Here is a 14,912-nt window from a genome sequence, read left to right as displayed (position 1 = left end):
GGACTGTGTGGCGGAATTATCTGACGGTCGGCTTTCGGGCCTTCGCCAAGAACAAGACCTATACGTTCGTCAACATTTTCGGCCTGACCCTGGGCTTCGCAGCCTGCGTACTGATCCTGCTCTTCGTCCGGCACCACTTCAGCTATGACGCCTGGCTGCCCAATGCGGAGCGGACCTACCAGGTGCAGAGCGAGCGGGTGGCGACCGACGAGCCGCCCTCCTTCCTCCAGCGGACCTTCTATCCGGTCGCCGCCGGGCTCAGGCGGGATTTCCCCGAGGTCGAGGCCGTCACCGCGCTCTGGCAGACGCGTTCGATCGTCCAGCAGAACGGCCAGTCCACCTACGCCCCGATGGTGATGGCCGACGAATCCTTCTTCGACGTGCTCAATCTGCCCCTCGTCCGCGGCGACCGGCAGACCGCGCTCGGCGGTGCCGATTCCCTCGTCCTCACCGAGACCGAGGCGCGCAAATATTTCGGCAATGAGGATCCGATGGGGCGGACCCTGACCATCGCAAGGAACGGCGTCACCGCGGTGCTGCGCGTCACCGGCGTGCTGCGCGACCTGCCCGACAACAGCCATATCCGCCTGGCGATGGTGAGCCGGATCTCGGGCAGCGTCTTCCCCGACAATCCGCAGGCCATGGAGCGGTGGAACAGCGTCCCCGCCTATGTCTATGTCCGCCTGCGGCCCGGCGCCGACCCGGCCGCGATCAACGCCCGGCTCCCCGCCTGGGAGGAGCGCGTCATCCCGGTCGACACGGTCGGCCCCGGCCAGATGAGCCGCGCCAAGCGCTGGGCGCTGCATCTCGAAAATGTCCGCGACGTGCATCTCGGCCGCTTCCAGGAGGGCGCGATGACGCCGGGCAACGACCGCTCGACCCTGCTGGCCTTCGCGGTGGTGGCGATCCTGATCCTGGGAATCGCCTGCGTGAACTTCGTCAACCTCACCACCGCCCGCGCCACCCAGCGCGCGCGCGAAGTCGCCCTGCGCAAGGTGCTGGGGGCGATGCGCCGGCAGCTGATCGCGCAATTCCTCGGCGAGGCGGTGCTGATGGCCTTCGTCGCGCTGCTGCTGGCGCTCGCCCTGGTCGAGCTGACCCTGCCGGCGCTGTCGGCCTTTCTCGATGACCGGCTTACGCTCGTCTATGTCGGCGAGGGCGGGGTCCTGCCCGCCATGTTCGGCCTCGCCCTCGTCGTCGGGCTGATCGGCGGCCTCTATCCCGCTTTCTACCTCTCGGGGTTCAGCTCCGCGGCGGTGCTCAAGGCGGGCCAGGTCACCGGCACGAGGGCCTCGTCGCGGCTGCGCACGCTGCTCGTCGTGGCCCAGTTCTCGGTCTCGATCTGCCTGATCATCTGCACCGCGGTCATCTATCTGCAGACCCAATATGTCCGCAACGCCGACGCCGGCTATGACCGCGAGGGCCTGATCGTCGTCGAGAATCTGGGGCGAGCGCAGGTCGTGCCGGTGGCCCAAACGATCCGCGACCAGGTTGCGCGGCTGCCCGGCGTGGTGGCGGTGGGCCGGGGCGATCTCACCCCCGCCGACGAGGGGCGGTCCACCACCTTCGTGACCGTGCCGGGCCGGACCGAGCCGGTGGGCATCGGCATCTACGGCGTCGACGAGAATTTCTTCGGGGCGATGGGGATCGAGGTGGTCGCGGGCCGCGCCTTCTCGACCCGCTTCGGCGGGGACGACGCCACCGTCGCGTTCAGCAACGAGGCGCCGCCGAACCCCGCTGCCAATGTCGTGCTGAGCGTCGCCGGGGCCCGCCAGCTCGGCTATCGCAGCCCGCAAGAGGCAATCGGGAAGCAGTTCCGCAGCGACGCGGTCACCTTGACCGTGGTCGGCGTGGTCGCCGACGTCCAGTACCGGTCGATGCGCGACGAGATGGAGCCGATCCTCTATTATATGACCGGCACCGGCCATGGCAGCCTGGTTGTCCGCTATGCGAGCCGGTCGGCCGCCGCGCCGACCGAGCAGATCCGCCGGATCTGGCAAAGCAACGCGCCCGACGTGCCGTTCGAGGCGGTGTTCGTGGCCAATGTCGTCGCCGAGCTGTACGATGCCGACGAGGCGCGCGGCTACGTCTTCGCCGCAGCCGCCCTGCTCGCCATCGCGATCGGCTGCCTCGGCCTCTACGCGCTTGCCGCCTTCACCGCCGAACGGCGGACCAAGGAGATCGGCCTGCGCAAGGTGCTCGGGGCGCGGACGCGCGACATATTGCGCCTGCTGATGTGGCAATTCTCCAAGCCGGTGATCATCGCCAACCTCATCGCCTGGCCGATTGCCTGGTGGGTGATGACCAACTGGCTGGCCGGCTTCAACGAGCGGATCAGTCTCAGTCCCGTGCTGTTCGTCGGGGCCGGACTGGTCGCGCTGGTCATCGCCGCGGCCACGATCGCGAGCCATGCCGTCCGCATCGCCCGCGCCAATCCGATCATCGCGCTGCGATACGAATAGGAGAGAGGGGAGGGGCTCATGTGGCGCAACTATTTCGTCGTCGGCCTGCGCGCGCTGCTCGGCAGCCGGATGTATACGTTGATCAACATCTCCGGGCTGGCGATCGGCCTGGCGGCCTGCCTCACCCTGCTCCTCTACGTCCGCTACGAGACCCGTTATGACGCCTGGCTGCCCGGGTCCGAAAATGCCTATCAGCTGCAGCTGAAGCTCACCTCGCGCCAGACCGGGGCGGCGACGGACTCGCAGCTCACCTCCTATGTGGCCGGGCGGCGGCTCAAGGCGGACGTCCCCGAGATCGACCGGCTGGTCTATGCGCACTGGACCTCGCCCGTGGTGATGCGCGGCGGAGAGGCCTTTTCGGGGGAGGATTCGCTGTTCGTCGACGGTAACCTGTTCGACGTCCTGCGCTTCCCCTTCGCGGAAGGCGATCCGGCGACGGCGCTCGCGCAGACCAACAGCGTGGTCCTGACCGAGAGCGAGGCGCGCCGCATCTACGGCACCGAACACGCCATCGGCCGCACCCTCACCATGATCTCGCGCGGCGTCTCGAACGACTATCGGGTGACCGGCATCCTTCGCGACCTGCCGCGCGACAGTCACCTCGCGCTCCGCATCGTCGCCCGCGCCGACTTCCCCCGCTGGTGGGCCTCCCAGCCCGAATTCCTCACCAGCTGCTGGGACTGCCGCAACGGCTGGAACTATTTCACCCTGCGCCCGGGCGCCGATCCGGCGGCGGTCAGGGCCGGGCTCGCCGCCTGGCAGCGGCGCCACGTCCCCGGCGAGCGGCCGGGCGACCCCGCTTTCGGGCGCGGCGACAGCGTCGACTATGGCATCGTCAATATCCGTGACATCCACCTCGGGCCGGCGCAGGACGGCGCGATCAAGCCCGGCAACGACCGCGGCACGATCGCCACCTTCACCATCATCGCCCTGCTGATCCTCGCCATGGCGTCGATCAACTTCATCAACCTGGCGACGGCCCGCGCCGGCCAGCGCGCCCGCGAAGTGGCGCTGAGGAAGGTGCTCGGCGCCCGTCGCAAGCAGCTGATCGGCCAGTTCATCGGCGAATCCCTGCTGATCACTGCCGTCGCCATGGTGGTCGCGCTCACCCTGGTCGAGCTCTCGCTGCCTCTCCTCTCCGGGCTGCTGCAGGCGGATCTCTCGCTCGACTATTTCGGCCCGCGCGGGATGCTCGGCGCGATCCTCGCCATCCTGCTCGTCGTCGGCGCCGGCGGCGGACTCTATCCGGCGCTCTTTCTCAGCCGTTTCCGCCCGGCGCTGGTGCTGAAGGCCGGCAGGGCCTCGGCCGAGGGGGCGGGCACCGGGCGGCTGCGCAGCATCCTCGTCGTGGCCCAGTTCGCAGTCTCGATCGGCCTCATCGTCTGCACGTCGATCGTCTATGCGCAGACCGATTTCGCGCGCACGCTGGATCCCGGATTCCGCCGCGAGGGGCTGATCCAGAGCGAAAATCTGGGCCGCCGCCAGTTGCTCGGACGGACCGACGCCATCGCCGGGGAAATGGCGCGCGTCCCCGGCATCGTCGCGGTCGGCCGCTCCTCGATCGGAGTCGCGACGCGGATCGAGCGGCAGACCGAGGCGGCCATGCCGGGCCAGGCGGCACCGGTCATGCTCGGCGATTATGCGGTCGACGCCGGCTTCTTCCGCACCATGGAAATCAGGCCCGTCGCCGGCCGTCTGTTCGATCCGCGCCGGGCGGCGGATGACGCCACGCTCCCGCCCGATCCCGACCCCGCGGCGCGGACGGCGCTGAGGGCGCGCGGCGCCAATGTGGTGATCAACGCGCTCGCCGCGCGCCGGCTCGGTTTCCGCGATCCCGCCGCGGCCCTGGGGCGGGAGATCGCGCTTCGCTGGTTCGGCGCGGACGAGCCGCCGGTGCCGGCGCGGGTGATCGGGATCGTGCAGGATTCCCGCTTCCGCACGGTACGCGACCCGATCGAGCCGATCGTCTTCCGGCTCGACCGCAATGCCGCCGCCAATCTGCTGCTGCGTTATGCGGATGTCGACCCTGCCGCGGTGCGCGCCCGGGTCGAGCAGACCTGGCGGCGGCTGGCGCCCGACGTTCCCTTCGACGGCGAATATAGCGAGGAGCGGGTCACCCAGCTTTACGGTGCCGAGCAGGCGCGGAGCCGCCTGTTCGCCGGCTTCGCGCTGCTGGCGGTGGTGATCGCCTGCCTCGGCCTCTATGGGCTCGCCGCCTTCGCCGCGGAGCGGCGCACCCGGGAGATCGGGATCAGGAAGGTGCTCGGCGCGCGCACCCGCGACATCGTCCGCCTGCTCGTCTGGCAATTCTCCAAGCCGGTCATCATCGCCAATCTGATCGCCTGGCCGGTCGCCTGGTGGGCGATGCGCGACTGGCTGAACGGCTTCGACGCGCGGATCCCTCTCGGGCCGGAGCCGTTCCTGCTCGCAGGCCTGCTCGCTCTGGCCATCGCCACTGCGACCGTGGCCGGCCACGCGCTGCGGGTCGCGCGCGCCAGCCCGATCGTCGCGCTCAGATATGAATAGGAACGCCGGATGACCTTCGTCGAAGACTCGCGGGCCTTGGTGGAAATGCGGGCCCGCGCGCGCATTCGCGGTGGCATGCCGGCGGAGCGGGAACCTAGCGTATGAACACCACCCTCATCATCGCCGCGACGGCGCTTGTCATTACCTCGATGCTCTGCCTCGCGGGCCTGCGCGCCTGGCGCGGCTGGCTCGACTATCGGAAGCTCGAGCTGGCCAGCCGCCGGGGCCCGGACGCGAAGGAGGATGTCGGTGTCCGCATCGAGCTCGCCGCGGTGCGCGAGCGGCTGAAGAAGCTCGAGGCAATCGCGAGCGGCGTGGAACTCTGAAACTTCCTTGTCATTCCAGCTTTCGCTGGAATGACGTGTGGGCCGCTGATAGCGATTTCCCATGGACGAAAAGCGGGACGAACCGGGCCTCACCTCGCGGCTGATCATCGGCGGCATTGCCGGCTTCGTCGCGACCATGGCGATGACCTCGGCGATGCGCCGGATGCACCGGAGGCTGCCGCCCCGGGAGCGCTATCCGCTGCCGCCGCGCGAGCTCACCGACCGGGTGCTGGCGCCGCCGCCGTCCCTCGCCCCCGACCTCACCCTCGCCGCCCATTTCGCCTATGGCGCGGGCTGCGGCGCTTTGCTCGCCGCGGCCAATCCGCGCATGGGCCGCTTCGCCGGCGCGCTGGCGGGCGGCGGCATCTGGCTGGCTTCCTATATGGGCTGGATTCCCGCCTTCGGACTGCTGGAGCCGGCCAGCGGCCATCCGCGGCGGCGCAATTTCGTGATGCTCGGCGCCCATTTCGCCTGGGGCTGGTCGACCGTCGAGGGGATGCGCGAGCTCGGCAAGGCGCGCGCCACGGTCTTCGCCGCCGGGCCGCCGCTGGACGCGACCGCGCACGGCAAGCTGGAGCAAAACCGCGTCTGACGAATTTCATGCAGCGGCTGTTCGTGCCTTTTCGAGGAGGCCCCGGTGGCGAGACTGATCGTGCTGAAGAAAGGGGGCGGCGGCAAGGTCGCCGTCAATACGGACCATGTGACCCATGTCCGCTCGGCGAGCGGGGCCTTCACCGACATCTTCATCGGCGAACAGCAGGTCGCGGTCGAGGGCACGTTCGAGGAGATCGTCGCCCGGCTGACGACGCCGGATCCCGCCGCCCGGCCGAGGGACGAGACGGCCGGGGAGGCGAGCGACCGCTTCGACCGGCGGCCGGACAGCGACTTCATCTTCGGCCGGCTGGACCGCTGAGCCAGGGGCCGTCCCGCGCCCGGGCCGCAGTGCCGCGGCGCAAAGCGGAGCTTAACGAATTGCTGCTACGCGCCTGATCGGGATCAAGGAGATTTCGGTGGCGAGACTGATCGTGATGCGCAAGGGCGGCGGCGGCAAGGTGGCGGTCAATCCCGAGCTCGTCACCCATGTCCGCTCCGCCGCCGGCGCGTTCACCGACATCTTCTTCGAGGGCCACCAGGTGGCCGTCGAGGGCACGTTCGAGGAGGTGGTCGCGCGCCTCGCCGCGCCGGAGCGCAAACCCGGCGGGGCACAGGAACGGCGGGAGGAAGAGGGCGAGCGCCGCCAGGACGGCGCCGGCCTGGTCTTCGGCCGCCTCAACCGCTGAGGCGCAGGCGTTGCTCCTGAGCGCCGCGCTGCAGGCTGCTCTGGCCTTCAACCTCGTCTGCACCGGCACCGAGCGCGCCGGCCCGCTCGGCCTCGCCCTGCCCGAGAGCGAGGCCAGGCCTTGGGAAATCAGCTACCGGATCGACCTCGACCTCCGCCGCTGGTGCAGCGACGCCTGCGCGGAGACCGAGGCGGTGGGCGGGATCGTGCTCGCCCGGATCCTGCTGCGCGACCGGCACGATCCCGAGGGCAGCCATGTCATCACCTTCGACCCCGCCACCGGCCGGCTGACCGACACGCTGAACCATCGCGACCGTATGGTGCTGCGCCAGGCCAGCTGCACGCGCGCCGCGTTTACGGGCTTCTCGAACCTCGCCGGCTGAACCGGCCGCCCTAGCGGTGTGGAGACTCGGCCACAGTCGGGACAAAACTGAACCGACTTTCAACTTGAACATTGACTCAAGTTTCACATGAGGCAAAGACGCGCTCGTGGCCGCAGAACTCCGAACAGGGGCGCACGCGGCACGGGGAGGGGTCTTGCAGGTTTTTACCACGTCGGACGGCGCGCGAATCGCCTATCGGGACAGCGGCCGTGGCACGCCGGTCGTGCTGCTGCACGGGCTGATGGCGCATGCCGGCTTCTTCGACGGGCAGGCCGCGCTGGCCGAGGATTTCCGGATCATCGCGATCGACCTGCGCGGCCATGGCGAGTCCGTCGCCGGCGACGGCGACATGCCCGGCGTGGAACGAATGGCCGCGGACGTGGCCGAGCTGGCCGGGGCGCTCGACCTCGAAGGCGCGATCGGGGTCGGCTGGTCGCTCGGCGCGACCATCCTCTGGCACGTCCTCGCCGGTGCGGCCGGGCAGCGCTTCGCCGGCGCCGTCGTCGTCGACATGACCGCCCGCGTCCGCAACGACGACGAATGGGATCTCGGCCTCTCGCCCGAGGCCTGCGAGGCGCGCAGCATCGCCATGCGCGACGATTTCGAGAGCTTCGCGCTCACCGCCGGCCAGGCGATCTTCGCCCAGCCGGTCGCGCCCGAGCATCGCAAGCTGGCCGACTGGGCCAGTCTCCAGTTCGCGCGCAACGACGCCGAGGCGATCGCCGAGACCTGGGCCTCCCTCGTGCGGCAGGACATGCGCGCCCTGCTCGACCGCATCCAGCACCCGACCCTGATCGTCCATGGCGGCCGCTCCGAGCTCTATGGCGAGGACACGGCGAGCCATCTCGTCGCCGCCTTGCCGCACGCCCGCGCCGTCCGCTTCGAAAATTCCGGCCATGCCCCGCATCTCGAGGAGCCGGAGCTGTTCAACGCCACCCTGAAGGATTTCGCGGACCGCCTGTCTTTGGCCCGCGCCAACCGGAATTCGAATTCGTGAGGAGACACGTCATGAGGAACACGCTGAAGCTGACCACCGCGCTCATCGCGCTCACCGCCTATGCCGGCCCCGCCTTCGCCCAGGACGAGCCCGCTCCGGTCATCGCCGACGGCACCGTCGACCAGAGCCAGCAGGATCTCGGCGCCGCCGACCAGGAGGTGACCGTCACCGCCCGGCGCACCGAGGAGAATCTGCAGAACGTGCCGGCCTCGGTCAGCGCCTTCTCCGAGCGCAGCCTCGACCGCATCCAGGCGCAGGACCCGACCGGCCTGCAGGGCGCGGTGCCGAACATCAACATCGTCCCGGGCCGCGGCTCGTCCAACGCCACCAACATCTACATCCGCGGCGTCGGCCAGCCTGACGCGCTGCAGACCTTCGACCCCGCCGTCGGCGTCTATATCGACGGCGTCTATCTGAGCCGCATCCGCGGCACCCAGTTCGACCTGCTCGACCTGCAGCGCGTCGAGGTGCTGCGCGGCCCGCAGGGCACGCTCTACGGCAAGAACACGATCGGCGGCGCCTTGAGCTTCGTGACCCGCCGGCCGGGCAACGAGTTCCACGCCAGCGTGACGGCCATTTACGGCTCCTACGACCAGATGGAGCTGCGCGGCAGCGTCTCGGGCCCGCTGACCGACGGCATCGCCGTCGGCCTCGCCGCGCTCCACGCCCAGCGCGACGGCTATGTCGAGGATCCGGTGCTCGGCCGCGACTATAATGACAAGAATACCGAGGCCGTGCGCGCCACGATCGCGCTCAACCCCCTCTCGAACCTGCGCATCGACCTGACCGCGGACTATTCCGAGGACGATGCCCATCTCAATGTCGGCCAGCCGCAGAACAACCTGACCTTCCTGATCGGCGGCGGCACCGCGCTCGTCCTGCCGCTCAATCCGACCAGCTATGACTATACGGGCCGGACCACGCCGAGCCTGCCCAACTCGACCCAGCTCGAACATTGGGGCACCTCGGCCAATATCGCGCTCGACGTCACGCCTGACCTGACGCTGCGCTCGATCACCGCCTATCGCGAGCTCAAGACGGACGATTTCGTCGACATCGACGCGACCCAGCTCGAAATGGGCGACGTCTTCGTCGGCGTCGACCAGAACCAGTTCAGCCAGGAATTCCAGCTCACCTATACGGGCGAGCGGCTGACCGCGGTCGCCGGCCTCTATTACCTGCGCGAGCATATCGTCTCGCACCAGGAGGCCTATGCCGACGACCTGATCGGGCCTTTGCTCGGCAATCCGACCTTCCTGCGCACCATCGACGACGATCTCGTCACCAAGAGCTATGCGGCCTATGCCAATCTCAGCTTCGCGGTGACCCCGGAATTCCGGATCTCGGTCGGCGGCCGCTACACGAGCGAGGAAAAGGACTATTTCCGCACGACCTCGACCTTCTCGTCGAGCCCGCTGCTGACCAGCCTGGCGCCGTTCCAGTTCATCGCCAACGACACCTGGCACGATTTCTCGCCCATGGCGACGATCGACTGGCAGTTCGCGCCCAATGCGATGGTCTATGCGCGCTTCGCGACCGGCTTCAAATCGGGCGGCTTCAACGGCCGCGCCAACAGCGTCGCCGAGCGCACCCAGTACGAGCCGGAGGAGGTGAACAGCTACGAGATCGGCGTCCGCTCGACCATCGCCGGCCAGCTCCGCCTCAACGTCACCGCCTTCTACAACGACTATAGGAACTTCCAGGCGCGCGTCGCCGGCACCGGCCTCGATCCGGTGACCAACCTGCCCTCGCCGGTCCTGTCGGTGATCAATGCCGGCCGGCTCGACATCAAGGGGCTCGAGGTGGAGGCGGCTTGGACGCCTTTGCCGGGCCTGCTGCTCGACACCCAGATCGGCTATCTCCATGCCGAATATGACGAGTTCGCCGACGCCCGCTTCCCGGGCGGCAGCCGCGCCTTCCAGCGGCCGGCCTTCGCGCCGCGCTGGACCTGGCGCCTCGGTGGCCAGTACGAGGCCAATATGGGCGAGACGGGCTTCCTGACCTTCGGCGCCCAGATGCGCTACCGCTCGCTGACCGCGCTCGCCGTCGACAACACCTATGTGGTCGGCAATGTGGGGACGACCAATCCGGTGACCGGCCTGTTCCAGGACGGCTACGCTTTGGTCGACGCGCGGCTGGTCTACGAGACCGCCAACCGCCGCTGGAATATCGGCCTCTACGCCAACAACATCTTCGACAAGGCGTACAAGACCGACGGCCAGGATTTCTCCTCGATCGGCAGCATCCGCACCGTCTATTACGGCGCCCCGCAGACGATCTACGTGCGCGCCGGCATCCGTTTCTAGGCGGAGACTGGCGACCTTGAACTCCTCCCCCTAGAGGGGGAGGGCAGGGAGGGGGTGTTTGGCGCCCGGAGCTTCGTTTCCGCGGTCGAGCCCCCTCACCCCAACCCTCTCCCCGCCGGGGAGAGGGAGCCGGGGTCCGATCCAGCGGAGACATTTGGTGGCGATTGAAGGGACGAAATCCGGCGCCGGCAGGAGCGTCCTGCTCGTCCTGCTCCTCGCCTATATCTTCAACTTCGTCGACCGGCAGATCATCGGCATCCTCGCGGTGCCGATCAAGGCGGAGCTGGGCCTCACCAACACCCAGCTCGGGCTGATGGGCGGGCTCGCCTTCGCGCTGTTCTATTCGGGCCTCGCCATCCCGATCGCCTGGCTGGCCGACCGCCGGAGCCGGGTGAACATCATCGCCGGCTCGGTGGCCTTGTGGAGCCTGTTCACCGCCGCCTGCGGCCTCGCACAGAATTTCTGGCAATTGTTCCTCGCGCGGATGGGCGTCGGCGTCGGCGAGGCGGGCGGCGTCGCCCCCTCCTACGCCCTGATCTCCGATTTCTATCCGAAGGAAAGGCGGGGCCGCGCGCTCGCCTTCTTCTCGCTCGGCATCCCGATCGGCTCGGCGCTCGGCATCCTCTTCGGCGGCTGGATCGCCAGCCATCTCGACTGGCGCTCGGCCTTCCTGATCGTCGGCCTCGCCGGCCTGCCCGTCGCGTTGCTCGTCAAGCTCTGCATCAGGGAGCCGGAGCGCGGCCGCTTCGACCGCGCCGAGGGCACCGTGCCGGAGGAAGCGCCGCCGCTCGCGACCGTGGCGGGTGTGCTCGCGCGCAAGCCCAGCTTCTGGCTGCTCTCGCTCGGCGCCGCCTCGGGCTCGATCCTCGGCTACGGCCTGATCTTCTGGCTGCCGAGCTTCTTCGGCCTGAGCTTCGACATGGCGGCGATGGACCCGCTAATGAACCTGCTCCCCGCCTGGTTCACCGGCGGCACCGACCCGAACCTGCTCAGGATCTCGGTCTTCTACGGCTCGATCGTCCTGATTGGCGGCGTCGCCGGCACCTGGCTCGGCGGCTGGCTCGGCGACCGGACGGGGCCGGGCGATCCCGGCTCCTATGCGCGCATCCCGGCTATCTGCTTCGCCATCGCGTTGCCGGTCTTCGCGCTCGGCCTGTTCGCGCCGACGCTCTGGCTCGGCTGGCTGCTCTTCACGGTCGGCCAGATGCTCGGCCTGGCCTGGCTCGGTCCGGTGATCGCCGCAGTCCAGCATATCGTCCCGCCGGCGATGCGCGCCACCGCCAGCGCCAGCTTCCTGTTCGTCAACAATCTGATCGGGATCGGCTTCGGCGTCTTCTTCTTCGGCTTCATGTCCGACGTGATGGGCCCGGCCTATGGCGACCAGGCGCTCAAATATTCGATCCTCTACGGCCTCGCCTTCTATGGGCTGAGCGCCGTCTTCTACTTCATCGCCTCGCGCCGGCTGGCGAAGGACTGGGTGGCCTAGGTCGCGAAGCTCGGGTCGAGCCGGTAGGCCTTCCTGAGCAGGGCTGGCCAGGCGAGCAGGTTCGCGCCCATCTTGAGGCTGACCTTGCCCTGCTGCGCCGCCATTTCGGGGGCGCCCTGCGGCGGGTTGTTGAGGTTCCCCTCGCCCGCCGACAGCGCCAGCACCTGCGCCTCGCAGGCGCGCTCGAGGAAGTAGAGCTTGAGGAAGGCCTCGCCCACGGTCTCGCCGACGGTCAGCGTGCCGTGGTTGCGGAAGATCATCGCGCTCTTGTCGCCCAGGTCCTGGATGATCCGCTCGCGCTCGCTGAGGTCGACCGCGATTCCCTCATAATCGTGATAGGCGATCTCGTCCCGGATCACCATCGCGGTCTGGGTGAGCGGGAGCAGGCCCTCGGCATGGGCGGCGACCGCCTGGCCGTGGGGCGTGTGCAGGTGCATGACCGCATGGGCGTCCTCGCGCGCCATGTGCAGCGCGCTATGGATGGTGAAGCCCGCCGCATTGGTCATGAACGGGGTCGGGTCGACCGGATTGCCGCTCATGTCGACCTTGACCAGCGACGAGGCGGTCACCTCCTCGAACATCAGCTGATAGGGGTTGAGCAGGAAATGATGCTCGGGCCCGGGCACGCGGGCGGAGAGATGGGTGAAGATCAGGTCGTCCCAGCCGAAATGCGCAACCAGCCGGTAGGCGGCGGCGAGGTCGACGCGGATCTTCCACTCCTCGGCGCTGACCTTGTCCTGCATGGGCGGGATGTCCACGGTGGACAGGGCATGGGCCTCGGCCATGCTCTTCGCGAGATTGTCGACGCGTCCCATGTCTGTCTCCTTTGCACCCGTTCTAGCCGCTCGGCGGCGGCGGCGCGACCCTGTCCGGATGGGCCGCGGCGAAGGCCTCGAGCGCGGTCGCACTGGCGTCGGCGCGGACCAGGGTCGGCCAGGCGTCGAGCGCGACGTCGAAGCGGCGGGCATTGTACATTTGCGGGACCAGGCAGACATCCGCCAAAGTCGGCGTGTCGCCGACCAGGAAGGCGCCGGCGCGGGGCGCGGCGAGCGCCTCCAGCGCGTCGAAGCCCTCGCGGATCCAGTGCCGGTACCAGTCGTCGCGGCCGGCCTGGTCGATGCCCATTTCCGCGAGGCGCTTCAGCACGCGCAGATTGTTGAGCGGATGGATGTCCGCGGCGATGGTCAGGGCCAGCGCGCGGACATGGCCCCAGTCGGCGGGCGCTTCGGGAAAGAAGGGCGGGTCGGGGAAAGCCGCGTCGAGCCAGGCCAGGATGGCGAGGCTCTGCGTGAAACGCTGGCCGTCCACCTCCAGCATCGGCACGAAGCCCTGCGGGTTGCGGGCGCGATAGGTCTCGTCCTTCTGCTCCCCCTCGAGCAGGTTCACGGCCACGCGCTCGTAGGGCACGCCCTTGAGGTTGAGGCCGATGCGGACGCGGTAGCTCGCCGACGACCGGTAATAATCGTAGAGGACCAGCTTCATGGCTGACCTGATAGGCTAGAAGGGACCGAGCCCGCCATAGCCGACGTGCCAGACGAGATAGAAGGCCAGCCGGAAAATGATCGGCGCGAACCAGCCGTGGCGAAGCAGGAGCCACCCCTCGAACAGGTTGGTCCAGTAGAGCGGCCACAAGGGGGTCAGCGCGACCGCGCCCCAGTCTCCGGCCGCGACATCCGCCATCGTCATCGGCATGATCTCGTAGAAGGAGACGATGAGGTTCGCGATCCAGAACACCGGCAGCAACCAGCGCCGCCGCAGGATCAGGACATGGACGAACCAGACGAGCAGGCAGAGCGCGCCGAGGCGGAGCAGGAATTCGAGGAAGATTGCGCCGAAAGTGTAGAAGGGAACGGCCCAGGGCAGGGGCAGGTGCGGCCACTCCTCGACCGGGACCGTGCTTCCGCCCGTGACGATGTCCTGCACGACCGTGAGCGCGCCGTAGGCGAGACCGGTCGCGACCGCCAGGATGAGTCCGCGCCGCTCCCCCTTCATGTCCGCGAAGGCATCCGGGAAGCCGATCGAGCGCTCGGCGAACAGGCCGAGCAGTGCGGCCAGCCAGATCGCGCCGATCACCGGCCAGGTGAAGGCCGAGGCCTGGTCCCGGCCCGGAAACTCGCCCGGATAATGATCGAACAGGAGCTTGATCGCGATCAGGACGAGACTGCAGGCCGCGAAAGCCAGTGTCGACCGCCGGACGGATCCGAACATCCCCTCACTCCCCTTTATTGTATTAGGACACTAATACAGTTCTCGAGGAGCCGGGGCAAGCCTGCCACTGGCCATCCTCCCCGGGCGGTCCTAGGCAGGCGCGGGGAGGGCGGCGGATGACGGTCAGCGGCTTCTGGGCCAAGGTCCACAAATGGCTGGCGCTGCTGATGGCGGTGCAGATCCTGTTCTGGTTCGCCAGCGGCCTGTTCTTCGCCTGGTTCCCGATCGAGCGGGTCCGCAGCGAGCATGCCAAGGTCGAGCTGGCCGCGCCGCCGGTGCCGCTGGACGAGGCGGCGGCGGGGCTGGCGCGGCTGCGCGGGGCCGGGCTGGCGGGAGCGGAGACGGTCGAGGTCCGGCGCCTGCTCGGCCGGCCGGTCGCGCTGCTGAAGCCGCATGGCGGCAGGCCGGTGCTCTACGACCTCGCCGATGCGCGGCGGCTCTCGCCGATCCCGATGAATGTCGCGGCGCAGGTCGCCGAGGCCGACCATTCCGGCAACCTGCGCGCGGCGCGGGTGAGCCGGGTCACCGAGGAGACGACCGAATATCGCGGCCTGCTCCCGGCCTGGCGGGTCGATTTCGAGGATGGCGAGGGCCGCGCAATCTACGTCGCTGCCGACACCGGCCAGGTGACCGCGCGCCGCTCGACGCTCTGGCGGACCTACGACTTCCTCTGGGGCCTGCACATCATGGACTGGCGCGGCCATGAGGATTTCAACTCCTGGCTGCTGATCGTCGCGACCCTGCTCTCGCTCGTCATGATCATCGCCGGCATCGTCCTGCTGCCGAGCCGGCTCGGGGTGACCGGCTGGCTCAGGCGACGGCGGGCGCTGCGGAGTCATCCCGGCGGAAGCCGGGGCCCATGAACACGGATCGATCCGGAGAAGGGAGACCGCCTTGGCCGGGCCTTCAGCCGCCAGCGTTCACGGGTCGGCCTTCGCC

14 protein-coding genes are annotated in these 14,912 nt (G+C 68.8%); 11 read left to right on the top strand and 3 right to left on the bottom strand.

Annotation, left to right across the window (positions count from 1 at the left end):
* Positions 1-5 precede the first annotated feature (5 nt).
* The 10 genes from VEC11_RS16985 (at position 6) to VEC11_RS16940 (ending at position 11,765) form a co-directional block, all read left to right on the top strand.
* On the top strand, positions 6-2,462 hold the full coding sequence (locus VEC11_RS16985; protein ID WP_464134814.1) for an ABC transporter permease: 2,457 nt from the start codon (positions 6-8) through the stop codon (positions 2,460-2,462).
* An 18-nt stretch (positions 2,463-2,480) separates the two neighbouring features.
* Positions 2,481-4,988, top strand: coding sequence for an ABC transporter permease (locus VEC11_RS16980; RefSeq protein ID WP_464134809.1), 2,508 nt, complete (start codon positions 2,481-2,483; stop codon positions 4,986-4,988).
* Positions 4,989-5,089: 101 nt separating this feature from the next.
* Positions 5,090-5,314: a hypothetical protein gene (locus tag VEC11_RS16975; RefSeq protein WP_464134805.1), complete on the top strand. Its 225-nt coding sequence runs from the start codon at positions 5,090-5,092 to the stop codon at positions 5,312-5,314.
* A gap of 61 nt (positions 5,315-5,375) precedes the next feature.
* Entirely contained in the window at positions 5,376-5,906 is a 531-nt protein-coding gene (locus VEC11_RS16970; RefSeq protein WP_464134799.1) for a hypothetical protein, read from the top strand.
* Between the two features lie 45 nt (positions 5,907-5,951).
* Complete coding sequence (locus tag VEC11_RS16965; protein WP_464134794.1) at positions 5,952-6,227, top strand: hypothetical protein; 276 nt, start codon at positions 5,952-5,954, stop codon at positions 6,225-6,227.
* A 97-nt stretch (positions 6,228-6,324) separates the two neighbouring features.
* A complete protein-coding gene (locus tag VEC11_RS16960) occupies positions 6,325-6,594 on the top strand; it encodes a hypothetical protein (RefSeq protein ID WP_464134791.1) in 270 nt (89 codons plus the stop codon).
* Between the two features lie 10 nt (positions 6,595-6,604).
* The gene (locus VEC11_RS16955) at positions 6,605-6,976 is read left to right on the top strand and encodes a hypothetical protein (RefSeq protein WP_464134788.1); all 372 of its coding nucleotides are present in this window, start codon (positions 6,605-6,607) and stop codon (positions 6,974-6,976) included.
* A gap of 154 nt (positions 6,977-7,130) precedes the next feature.
* The gene (locus VEC11_RS16950) at positions 7,131-7,973 is read left to right on the top strand and encodes an alpha/beta fold hydrolase (RefSeq protein ID WP_464134783.1); all 843 of its coding nucleotides are present in this window, start codon (positions 7,131-7,133) and stop codon (positions 7,971-7,973) included.
* An 11-nt stretch (positions 7,974-7,984) separates the two neighbouring features.
* Positions 7,985-10,279 (top strand): TonB-dependent receptor, encoded by a 2,295-nt coding sequence (locus tag VEC11_RS16945; protein ID WP_464134778.1) that lies wholly within the window; start codon positions 7,985-7,987, stop codon positions 10,277-10,279.
* A 157-nt stretch (positions 10,280-10,436) separates the two neighbouring features.
* The gene (locus tag VEC11_RS16940; RefSeq protein ID WP_464134773.1) at positions 10,437-11,765 is read left to right on the top strand and encodes a spinster family MFS transporter; all 1,329 of its coding nucleotides are present in this window, start codon (positions 10,437-10,439) and stop codon (positions 11,763-11,765) included.
* On the opposite strand, the gene VEC11_RS16935 is transcribed toward VEC11_RS16940, so the two are convergent.
* The 3 genes from VEC11_RS16935 to VEC11_RS16925 are packed head-to-tail and all read right to left on the bottom strand — an operon-like array spanning position 11,762 to position 13,973.
* Positions 11,762-12,550, bottom strand: coding sequence for a class II aldolase/adducin family protein (locus tag VEC11_RS16935; RefSeq protein WP_464135569.1), 789 nt, complete (start codon positions 12,548-12,550; stop codon positions 11,762-11,764). The genes VEC11_RS16940 and VEC11_RS16935 overlap by 4 nt on opposite strands.
* A gap of 52 nt (positions 12,551-12,602) precedes the next feature.
* Positions 12,603-13,247, bottom strand: a complete 645-nt coding sequence (maiA, locus tag VEC11_RS16930; RefSeq protein ID WP_464134768.1) for a maleylacetoacetate isomerase — start codon at positions 13,245-13,247, stop codon at positions 12,603-12,605.
* Positions 13,248-13,262: 15 nt separating this feature from the next.
* Positions 13,263-13,973, bottom strand: coding sequence for a hypothetical protein (locus VEC11_RS16925; RefSeq protein ID WP_464134763.1), 711 nt, complete (start codon positions 13,971-13,973; stop codon positions 13,263-13,265).
* Between the two features lie 116 nt (positions 13,974-14,089).
* Here VEC11_RS16925 and VEC11_RS16920 point away from each other — a divergent pair, with 116 nt between their 5' ends.
* Positions 14,090-14,836: a PepSY domain-containing protein gene (locus VEC11_RS16920; protein WP_464134759.1), complete on the top strand. Its 747-nt coding sequence runs from the start codon at positions 14,090-14,092 to the stop codon at positions 14,834-14,836.
* Positions 14,837-14,912: the final 76 nt, after the last annotated feature.

Origin of the sequence: Allosphingosinicella sp., from assembly GCF_035626655.1 — a bacterium.
Classification (GTDB): domain Bacteria; phylum Pseudomonadota; class Alphaproteobacteria; order Sphingomonadales; family Sphingomonadaceae; genus Allosphingosinicella.
This window is presented reverse-complemented; position numbering and strand designations above follow the sequence as displayed.